This window comes from Enterobacter sp. EC_64 (assembly GCF_019584165.1).
Lineage (GTDB): Bacteria > Pseudomonadota > Gammaproteobacteria > Enterobacterales > Enterobacteriaceae > Enterobacter > Enterobacter roggenkampii.
Genome location: NZ_VDAS01000069.1, coordinates 1 through 1,221, shown reverse-complemented (window position 1 = coordinate 1,221; position 1,221 = coordinate 1). Strand labels below are relative to the sequence as shown.

1 protein-coding gene is annotated in these 1,221 nt (G+C 53.4%); it reads right to left on the bottom strand.

What is annotated here, in order from left to right:
• Nucleotides 1–29: 29 nt before the first annotated feature.
• Nucleotides 30–1,150 (bottom strand): IS3-like element ISSen4 family transposase gene (locus tag FHC52_RS22470; RefSeq protein WP_096147877.1). Its coding sequence is split into 2 segments (ribosomal slippage): nt 30–892 and nt 892–1,150, totalling 1,122 coding nucleotides; the frame shifts between segments, so codons are not numbered across the junction.
• Nucleotides 1,151–1,221 lie beyond the last annotated feature (71 nt).

Sequence of the window (1,221 nt, the reverse complement as noted above, 5' to 3'; positions counted from 1 at the left end):
TGACCTGCCCCCACGATTAGATACAACACTCAGTTAGTAACGTCGGAATCTTCATTCTCAGAATGACCCTTTCTCCAGCCCGCTGCAAATTCAGACGGTGTCTGATAATTCAGCGTGGAGTGCGGGCGGCATTCGTTATAATCCTGCCGCCAGTCATTAATAATTTTCCTGGCATGAACGATATCGCTGAACCAGTGCTCATTCAAACATTCATCGCGAAATCGTCCGTTAAAGCTCTCAATAAATCCGTTCTGCGTTGGCTTGCCCGGCTGGATTAAGCGCAACTCAACACCATGCTCAAAGGCCCATTGATCCAGTGCACGGCAAGTGAACTCCGGCCCCTGGTCAGTTCTTATCGTCGCCGGATAGCCTCGAAACAGTGCAATGCTGTCCAGAATACGCGTGACCTGAACGCCTGAAATCCCAAAGGCAACAGTGACCGTCAGGCATTCCTTTGTGAAATCATCGACGCAGGTAAGACACTTGATCCTGCGACCGGTGGAAAGTGCGTCCATGACGAAATCCATCGACCAGGTCAGATTGGGCGCCGCCGGACGGAGCAGCGGCAGACGTTCTGTTGCCAGCCCTTTACGACGTCTTCTGCGTTTTACGCCCAGGCCACTGAGGTGATAAAGCCGGTACACGCGCTTATGATTAACATGAAGCCCTTCACGGCGCAGCAACTGCCAAATACGACGGTAGCCAAAACGCCTGCGCTCCAGTGCCAGCTCAGTGATGCGCCCTGATAAATGCGCATCAGCAGCCGGACGGTGAGCCTCATAGCGGCAGGTCGACAGGGATAAACCTGTAAGCCTGCAGGCACGACGTTGCGACAGACCGGTCGCATCACACATCAACATCACGGCTTCCCGCTTCTGGTCTGTCGTCAGTACTTTCGCCCAAGAGCCACCTGAAGCGCCTCTTTATCCAGCATGGCTTCGGCAAGCAGCTTCTTGAGTCTGGCGTTCTCTTCCTCAAGCGACTTCAGGCGCTTAACTTCAGGCACCTCCATACCGCCATACTTCTTACGCCAGATGTAAAACGTGGCATCGGAAATGGCATGCTTGCGGCAGAGTTCACGGGCGGGTACCCCAGCTTCGGCTTCGCGGAGAATACTGATGATCTGTTCATCGGAAAAACGCTTCTTCATGGGGATGTCCTCATGTGGCTAATGAAGACATTACTAACATCGGGGTGTACTAATCAACGGGGAGCAGGTCA